This is a genomic window from Bacillus sp. C30, assembly GCF_040838255.1.
GTDB lineage: Bacteria > Bacillota > Bacilli > Bacillales > Bacillaceae_G > Bacillus_A > Bacillus_A mycoides.
In genome coordinates, this window is record NZ_JBFPJH010000002.1 from 47,251 (window position 1) to 56,501 (window position 9,251).

Below are 9,251 nucleotides of genomic sequence, written 5' to 3' on the forward strand. Positions count from 1 at the left end.
ATAGCTATAAGGAGGCTATGTCCATGAATGTACAAGCGAAAGTAGACTGGGTCGGTACACCAAAGCCGTACATATATAAAGATGATATAACATATGATGCAATCGCAATTGACTTCTCACTAACAAACGATGACAATCGCTATAAATTAATTGTGCTCAAGTCTGAAGAAAATACACATTACAAACTCGTACAATACGGAATAAAACCAGGCTCTCAAAAGCCATTCCCTATTGATATTCCATTCGAGCAAGAAATGCTACCGCTCATAAAGCAAATATTAAATGATCCATATGTACAAGCGATATTAAAGGAAGCCCGCTTCTAATTGCAAAAAAGGATATCACCTAGTAGGATTTTCCAATTAGGTGATATCCTTTTTACTTTCCCTTCATGAACACGAGTAGAGAAAATTATATCAACGGTTCAACATGGAATATCGATTTACCGACAAAGATTGACAATAACGGCAAGCTACCTAAAGAAAGAGGCTGTTCAAAATTGAACAGCCTCTTTCTTATATTAACGATTCGGACCAGATACTTCCTCTGATTTCAGCGTATTATTCGCTCCAAGAGAATGGTACAATATCTTTCCATTTCCGTTAACAGTAACGATATGGTCATTATTAAAGCTCTTGAATTTTACAGAGCCGTCACCGTAACGAATATGATATTCTTCATATGTCGTTACTTTATATTTCGTCGCACTTTGACGTTCTACATTGCGAATATTCATTGTCAATAAATCTTCTGTAATTCCTTTTTTGTGTAGATATTGTAAGTAATCACGGTCTTCCTTATACGATTTCCCGCTCTTATCATAATCATTTTCAATTAAACTAAAATCGTTTAATGCAATTGCACGTACGTTATTATAAATATGATTTTGTACAAAATCTCCAACCGCTGAACTAGAAGCTTCTTTTGGGAACTTTAAGTAATATGTACTTTGATCTCCAACTTTAATACTTTCAGATTTCATCACACCAAATTCAGCGTTTTTCTCCAAATGTACTTCTACCTTTTCATCCGTCGGTACAGGACCAAGTTTATAACTTCCGTAATTTAACTTTCCGCGTTTCTTGCCATTAACAAATACAGTTGCATCGTTTTCATCAGACGAAATGGTTACATAATTTCCTTCAAGTGATAAATTCACTTCTACTGTCCCATTCTTTTCATCTGCTAAATCCACTTCTTTTTCTGTCTCTAATTCAGCAAGTTCCGTCTTCGCCTTTGCCTTTACAACATAAGCACCCGGGAAGTATGGACCTAATTCTTTCGAAGTTTTGTCACTAGAACGCTCTGTTTCTTTTTTATCATTCACATATATTTCAGCATTCTTTGCAGTTGTGCTAACATTCATGTAATACGACTTCATGCTGAACTTATACTTCGGATACAAGAACCATTCTTTCCCGTCTTCTATAATTTTCCCATCTTTAAAAGATGCTTTATCACTTGCTAACTTTTGATCTACTGTCTCTCTTTGCAAATATGATAACAGTTCTTTATTATAAGAAGGATTCTCTTTTAAATAACGGATATACGCCTTAATATCTTCTGTCTTAACCTTGAAGGTTGGATCGTCTACTTTCAAAATCTCATCGATTGCATTCACATCTTTATTTTGGAATGCTTCAATCATTGCATTTACTTGCTTTTCCTTCGAAAACTTGCTAGCACCGAATTTATATGCGCCAAACAAAATAGCAAAAACAATGACAAAACCTATAAGTAAAAACATGTTCTTCTTACTTTTCACTGACTTTGTTTCTCTCCGCATTTCTGAGTGAGAAGAAGCTGTTTGATCAGCAATTTCTTCTACTTTACTTCCGCAATCAGGACAAAAGTTCAAATGATCCGCAACTTATTTATTGCATGTTCCACAAAACTTCAAGTATTTCTCCCCCTTATTTTTTTACTAATTTAATACGTAAGAAATAAGAAAACTACCTACTATTAAATATAGCGTGTTACTTTGAATAGATAATATCGGTCCAGAAATTCCAGCGAACTCCTTCATAATTTCCTTACTTCCTGAAGCTGTAATATGAATTTTTGCTAATCCATTTACACAAAGCATCATCACTGTATAAACAGCGCTAAACACTGCTATAGTTACGTACATATTTCGCATACGATATTGAGCCAATTTCATTCCAGCCCTAACTAGTAGAATACATGGTAGAAGAATTAATAATCCCCACCAATGTAAATATGAATTAAAATCATCAATATCTTTTATACGATCAGCACTAGCACCATTAGCGATTTCCAGGTCTTTTAAAGACGTACCCTGTATTGATATGCCTGACATATACGATACATGCAGCGGCCCTTTTTCGACTGAATATCTATGCATTTCTCTCTCCATATTCCCCCACTCAATTTCAGTTGGAGAAAGGTGGGCCATATTCCACATGAAAGGTGTTGCTTCTAAAGAAAGTAATACTTTATACGCCTTCTCTGGAAAATCAATTGGACCCATTGATTTTGAACTACTAAATAAAATCGTAATAAGTATAATACCAAATGTAATAAGTAGTCCTTTCAAAACAGTCACTATACTATAATAAATAGACGTTACATACGGGACAAACTGACTAGTAGAAGAAAGCATACGATGCGGTCCTGCTTCAATACTCATACCAATAAAGCTGAATAATAGGCCAAATATAATACCAAACAATAAACTAACAACATGAGAATATACAACATCAATAGTCATCGTTTGATAGAAATAAGAAATAGATGTAGAAGAACTTGCCATAAAGCTTACAATACATAAGAAAATACCGTATATCATGCCAATTACACATGATGTCATGAACTTCTCTCGCCAACTAATTGAAGGTTTTTTCTTTCAACAAAAAATCCACTTCCACCTAATATAAGTGCCGGAATAGTTACCAAGATGAATAATGGGATATGAAGAAGGAATGACATCGTGTATGCCCCGCTCCCGCTAATTTCAATACCTATTAAATGACACATTAAAATTAATGGTGCTATACCAATAAATGATTGATTAATGGTATTCATATTCAACATACCATCCGTATTTCTAACCGCTGTCTCCACTACATCATTTATAGCAGAATCTATTATTAAACTGCCAATCCAACCTGCAATGAACATACATACAATTGCAAAAGCACCACCGAATAATCCTTTTTTCAGCATACTTCCTGATGCATTTACATGTAATTGCGCTCCTGCATTTGGTAATTTCATGTTCGATTCTTTTTGGGCGACTCCTAATAAAGAATCACCGCATTTCTCACAATATGTAGCATATTCTTTACTTTCCTGTCCACATGTTCGGCAATACTTCGAAGATTGCGGGACTAACATAACATGGCTATCTATACTATCCGTACTTGAGCCGTCATGTGTACAATAGTTTACTGCCTCAGGCTGTTCTAAACCGCAAATTTTACAATACATGTTCCTCACTCCTTACTTTGCTTCATACCACATGCTGGACAGAATGTAGCTTCCGTTGCAATTTGTTCACCACATGAAGAACATGCTTCTTTTTCAATATTTTTTGATTGAAGGAGTAACTCATTTTCTTTACCGCACTGCCCGCAAAATTTATCATTTAATGATAATGGACCACCGCAACTACACTGTCCTTTTTGTTCTTGTCTCTGTAAATTAGAAATTTGTCTGCGCGTGTTATAAATAGCAACATCAAGCTCTTGCACTGGTGCTACAATAGCTTTCAACAAATCTACTCGAACTTCATCATCACGAAGTTGCATATATACCGTTTGACCAAGTTCAAGTAAAATTTCAGTTTTTTCTTGTAACTTCTCTTGTGTAATCTTCTTTAATTGCGCCATTTCCTGTGCTACTTGCAACTTCATCTTTCCTTGCTCAATTCCCTCTTGCAACTTATTCATGCCATTACCAAACTTCGATTGTAAATCTGACAAACAAATTCTCTCCTTTTAATTACATAGTAATATACAAAATTAACATTATATATATTACCATGAAATTCTAATTGTGTAATTAGAATTTCATTTTTTCTGTTTTGAGCATTTTTTGTTTATAATGGTAAAGGAAAGAAATCTGTGTACGGAGGAATATTATGCTGCAAGACTCAATTACGAAAGATGAAATTATGATGATTGCGAATGAGTTCGTTCAAGGGCTTGATCCACAGCAAGTTGCTGATCAAGAGCATGTCGCTACAGCTCGGCAACTATATCGTAGTGGTGTTGTCTATAACGTTGACTTTGATGGCTATACGCTATCCGGAACTGTAAATGCTGAAGGCAGTGTATATAGCGTTCACATCCCGATTCGTAATGTCACTGAAAGCTATTGCGATTGCTTCGCACCAACGCAATGTCAGCATATGCTTGCTGTGTTACTATCTGCAGCTTCTAGTTTTGGGCAAGTAGGAGATGTATTAACTTTATTCAAAAATAATACAAAACCTTCTCTTCCTCCTATTCGAACTGCACGACAAGTATTGCAATCATCAGCTTTTGAAGAAATGGATTATAAAAGTTGGCAAACATACTTTGAAAATGAATATGAATCATTTAAAAAAGAACAAGCGCGGCTCACTTATAAACAAATGTATTTTCTTATGAGTCTTTTTACAGACTTCTATACAAAATTAGAACGGAAAGCTCCGCGCATCGTTGCTATTCATGAATTATTTAAGTTGCACGCGGCACTTTATTGCTTTCAAAAATTATTAGAAGAAATTCAAGAATTTGAAGCAAACAAACTATATTCTTATCACCAACCAGTTAACGTCGTTCGCCTATTCGTTGATAAAGTTGAATCTACCGTTAGGGACCTAAAAACAGAGGCGATTCCAGAAGAATCCAAACCGATTTTAGAAGAAACAGCGCGGCTCATACATGAAGCATTCTTCTCTACCGATGCCTATACACAAGAGCGATTCTTCATTTATCGTCACGTATGGGGTGAACTGTTAAGAACAGAAGAGCAGCTACAAGAAGAAAAAAAACGAATCGATACTAAAATCAATCCACTTTCCAAAGCATTAGCATCTTCTCACCTGCTCTTTTTAAACGGTGAAGATGTATCGGCAATGGAATTACTGGAAAAACAGCCTTCTTCTGTTGTGAGCCTTTACTTCTATTGGTTAGAAGAGTTATTAAGTGCGATGGAGTGGGACCGTGCTAAAGATTGGCTTTCCTTTACTTATAAACAAGTAAAAGAAACGATAACGGAACAAGAGAATACCGTCTTCATACAAGATATCGTTCGATTATTTGTGATGATGTATGAGACATATGCAACGCATACGAATGAACAAGCGGGATTAGAAATGATTTTACAAGAACTATTACCGTATAGTTTCACAAATTATGAACAATATGTACTTGCGAAGAAACAATACCATGCATGGACGGAACTTCAGCTCTTATATGGATTCGAAGTAATCGAACTTTTGAAAGAACCATTGAAAGATATTGAAAAAGAAGCGCCCGAAGCAGCACTTCCTCTTTATCACCATGCCGCAATTGAAGCAATTGAAGAGCGAAATCGCAAATCATATAAACGTGCCGTTCGTTACTTAAAGAAATTACGTATGCTTTATAAACGACTGAAGCGAACTGATGAATGGGATGCTTTCATTATTCATATCGCTAACTTACATTCACGTCTGCGTGCACTACAAGAGGAATTACGGAGAGGAAAATTAATCGATGATCATACAAACTGAAGTAACAATTAGGCTCCAGCACGTTAGTCAAGGTTGGTTCCTTTGGGGAGAAGATGATAGCGGTACGCTCTTATCCGTAGCAACTTGGAAAAAAAATGCATTCGCATGGCACTCTACTTCTTTCTACGGAACGTTTTTAAAAGAAGCAACGTATGAAGGAAAACAAGGCGTTATGTTAACGAATGCACAGGCATTTGAATACATCGCAAATAAACCGATGAATTCATTTGCAAATATGCAAATGAACGGTCCTATTACGGCACTTACAAAGGACGCAAGTGAATTATGGGACGCTTTCGTCAGCGGCAGCTTCGCACCTGACATGAAGCATTGGTCTCAGCAGCCATCTTGGAAAGTTCAGAATATTTCAATTGAAGATGACATGTTAGCATCTCTTTTCTCTGCCGCTGTGAACGAAAGTATTTTGCAAGATGCTCGCTCAAATGACGGATGGGAAGATGCAAAGAGACTATACGAACATTACGACTTTACGAAAAGGCAATTGGAAGCAGCACTACATGAAGAAGATTGGCTTCGAAAAATTGGTTACATTGAAGATGATCTTCCATTTACAGTCGGCTTAAGACTACAAGAACCGCAAGAAGAACTTGAAATGTGGAAGCTTGAAACAATCGTTACACCAAAACGTGGTGCACATCGCATATATGTATATGAAAGTATCGATTCCTTACCAAAACGATGGCACGATTACGAAGAACGTATCCTTGAAACACAAGAAGGATTCAGTAAGCTCGTACCGTGGCTAAAAGAGGACGACAAGTTCCGAGAAGAACTCTTTGAAACGGAAGCTTGGAACTTCTTAACCGAAGCAAGTAATGAATTACTGGCAGCAGGTATTACAATTTTACTACCATCATGGTGGCAAAATTTAAAAGCAACAAAACCGAGGTTGCGTGTACAGCTGAAGCAAAGTACAGCACAAACACAGTCTTTCTTCGGCATGAATACGCTCGTTAATTTCGACTGGCGCATTTCAACGGACGGAATTGATTTATCAGAAAGCGAATTTTTCGAACTCGTTGAACAAAACAAACGTCTTTTCAATTTAAATGGTCAATGGATGAGACTTGATCCTGCCTTTATTGAAGAAGTAAAAAAACTAATGCACCGTGCCGATAAATATGGACTTGAAATGAAAGATGTGTTGCAGCAACATTTATCTAATACGGCAGAAACAGAAATTGTAGAAGACGATAGTCCGTTTACCGATATTGAAATCGAGCTAGATGGATATTACGAAGAGCTTTTCCAAAAACTTCTACACATTGGAGATATTCCAAAAGTAGATGTACCATCTTCGCTACAAGCAACACTCCGCCCGTATCAACAACACGGTGTTGAGTGGTTGCTATACTTACGAAAGCTTGGATTTGGAGCATTATTAGCCGATGATATGGGACTCGGAAAAAGTATTCAAACGATAACTTACTTACTATACGCTAAAGAAAACAATCTCCAAACAGGTCCTGCATTAATTGTGGCACCAACATCAGTCCTTGGAAATTGGCAAAAAGAATTTGAGCGTTTCGCACCAAGCTTACGTGTTCAGTTACACTATGGAAGTAACCGATCTAAGGATGAGTCATTTAAAGATTTTCTTCAATCAGCAGATGTTATATTAACTTCTTATGCATTAGCTCAGCTTGATGAAGAAGAACTTAGTACGTTATGCTGGGACGCTGTTATTTTAGACGAAGCACAAAATATAAAAAACCCACATACGAAACAGTCGAAAGCAGTAAGAAACCTACAAGCAAATCACAAAATTGCTTTAACCGGTACACCGATGGAAAACCGACTTGCTGAGCTTTGGTCTATTTTCGACTTTATCAATCATGGGTATCTCGGAAGCTTAGGACAATTCCAGCGCCGCTTCGTCACACCGATTGAAAAGGACCGCGATGAAGGAAAAATCCAGCAAGTTCAGCGGTTTATCTCGCCGTTTTTACTGCGTCGTACGAAGAAAGATCAAACGGTCGCATTAAACTTACCAGATAAACAAGAACAGAAAGCTTATTGTCCACTAACTGGCGAACAAGCTTCCTTATATGAACAACTTGTTCAAGATACATTACAAAATGTAGAAGGATTAAGCGGAATTGAAAGACGCGGATTTATATTACTTATGCTGAACAAGCTAAAACAAATTTGTAATCACCCAGCCCTTTATTTGAAAGAAGAAGAACCACAAAATATCGTCGAGCGCTCTATGAAAACAAAAACGGTAATGGAGCTCATCGAAAATATAAAAGACCAAAATGAAAGTTGCTTAATCTTCACTCAGTACATTGGCATGGGGAACATGCTAAAAAGTATGTTAGAAGAAACATTTGGTCAGCGCGTCCTCTTCTTAAACGGGAGCGTACCGAAGAAAGAGCGTGACAAGATGATTGAGCAGTTCCAAAACGGAACGTATGACATCTTCATCTTATCGTTAAAGGCCGGCGGAACAGGATTAAACTTAACTGCCGCCAACCATGTTATTCACTATGACCGTTGGTGGAATCCAGCTGTAGAAAACCAAGCAACAGACCGTGCTTATCGCATCGGTCAAAAACGCTTCGTTCACGTTCATAAGCTTATTACAACGGGAACACTTGAAGAGAAGATTGATGAAATGTTAGAACGAAAACAATCATTAAACAACGCCGTCATTACAAGCGATAGTTGGATGACCGAACTATCAACCGACGAACTAAAAGAATTACTTGGCGTATAAAGTGAAACTTTAATCAGTGGGGTTTTGTTCATCCCCCACTGATTATTAGCCTTCACCAATCGGGCTTTTACGGGCAGTTAATGCGGGATAAGGTGGATGTTTCTATTCCCACAAATAGCGGGATAAATGAAAAAGGAGCAAATCTCTAACTGAGATTAGCTCCTTTTTCTATGCCAAAACCAATTGCTTATTATAATTCCTGTTAACCCGCCGCACGTATCAAGCAATGAATCTTGCCACATCGGTGTACGGTCTCCCGTAAACCATTGATGAATTTCATCAAATGTTGCATACCCCGCAACGAAAAGGAGGGCGTATGCAAAGCACCTTTTTCTCGAATAACCCGATCGATGAAAAGCATAATACGTCAATGAACCGAGCATAAAGAACACCATAAAATGAGCACCTTTACGAAGGAAAAACTCAACAAATCCACCTACACCTTTATTTGCGATACTAACAGGTGTACCTCCCCCATAATCGATAGATACCCATGAAAAATGCTCTTTCACAAACTCAACATTTATATATTGCTCAATATCCGAGCGCATATCTTGTTTTTTATATGGCTGTGCTGAAGAATAGAAAATAATCCCCATCCATAGTAATACAGGAATCCAAAATAACCATTTACGATTCATTCTCCCGAAAACCCCTCTCTTAGTCTTTTAAGAGTACCAAAAAAAAGAAAAAATTTCACGCCAAAACATGATATTTACACCCTATTTATAAAGTGAAAGACCAACTATGAAAAGTCAAGGATGAAATTCAGAATAAATAATGGAAGGG

The 9,251-nt window shown here is 37.1% G+C and carries 6 protein-coding genes and 1 pseudogene; 3 read left to right on the forward strand and 4 right to left on the reverse strand.

Annotated features, from left to right (window positions below; genetic code table 11):
- Positions 1–23: 23 nt before the first annotated feature.
- Entirely contained in the window at positions 24–326 is a 303-nt protein-coding gene (locus AB3X49_RS00575; protein WP_367960130.1) for a DUF3910 family protein, read from the forward strand.
- Positions 327–520: 194 nt separating this feature from the next.
- Here AB3X49_RS00575 and AB3X49_RS00580 read toward each other — a convergent pair whose 3' ends face one another.
- From AB3X49_RS00580 to AB3X49_RS00590, 3 genes and pseudogenes are all read right to left on the reverse strand, one after another.
- On the reverse strand, positions 521–1,858 hold the full coding sequence (locus tag AB3X49_RS00580) for a zinc ribbon domain-containing protein (RefSeq protein ID WP_367960131.1): 1,338 nt from the start codon (positions 1,856–1,858) through the stop codon (positions 521–523).
- A 66-nt stretch (positions 1,859–1,924) separates the two neighbouring features.
- A pseudogene (locus tag AB3X49_RS00585) lies at positions 1,925–3,450 on the reverse strand (hypothetical protein).
- A 5-nt stretch (positions 3,451–3,455) separates the two neighbouring features.
- On the reverse strand, positions 3,456–3,944 hold the full coding sequence (locus AB3X49_RS00590; protein WP_002016260.1) for a zinc ribbon domain-containing protein: 489 nt from the start codon (positions 3,942–3,944) through the stop codon (positions 3,456–3,458).
- Positions 3,945–4,102: 158 nt separating this feature from the next.
- Between AB3X49_RS00590 and AB3X49_RS00595 the strand changes: the two genes are divergently transcribed.
- Both AB3X49_RS00595 and AB3X49_RS00600 read left to right on the forward strand, forming a co-directional pair.
- A complete protein-coding gene (locus AB3X49_RS00595; protein WP_085312821.1) occupies positions 4,103–5,722 on the forward strand; it encodes an SWIM zinc finger family protein in 1,620 nt (539 codons plus the stop codon).
- The gene (locus AB3X49_RS00600) at positions 5,706–8,462 is read left to right on the forward strand and encodes a DEAD/DEAH box helicase (protein WP_367960132.1); all 2,757 of its coding nucleotides are present in this window, start codon (positions 5,706–5,708) and stop codon (positions 8,460–8,462) included. Before AB3X49_RS00595 ends, AB3X49_RS00600 begins: the two co-directional genes overlap by 17 nt.
- Positions 8,463–8,617: 155 nt before the next feature.
- Here AB3X49_RS00600 and AB3X49_RS00605 read toward each other — a convergent pair whose 3' ends face one another.
- Positions 8,618–9,103: a VanZ family protein gene (locus tag AB3X49_RS00605; RefSeq protein WP_002068432.1), complete on the reverse strand. Its 486-nt coding sequence runs from the start codon at positions 9,101–9,103 to the stop codon at positions 8,618–8,620.
- Positions 9,104–9,251 lie beyond the last annotated feature (148 nt).

What these genes read in the sequence shown, in the direction of transcription:
- AB3X49_RS00600 (WP_367960132.1), top strand. Translation starts at nt 5,706, where the DNA reads ATGATCATACAAACTGAAGTAACAATTAGGCTCCAGCACGTTAGTCAA.
- AB3X49_RS00575 (WP_367960130.1), top strand. Translation starts at nt 24, where the DNA reads ATGAATGTACAAGCGAAAGTAGACTGGGTCGGTACACCAAAGCCGTAC.
- AB3X49_RS00605 (WP_002068432.1), bottom strand. Translation starts at nt 9,103, where the DNA reads ATGAATCGTAAATGGTTATTTTGGATTCCTGTATTACTATGGATGGGG.
- AB3X49_RS00595 (WP_085312821.1), top strand. Translation starts at nt 4,103, where the DNA reads ATGCTGCAAGACTCAATTACGAAAGATGAAATTATGATGATTGCGAAT.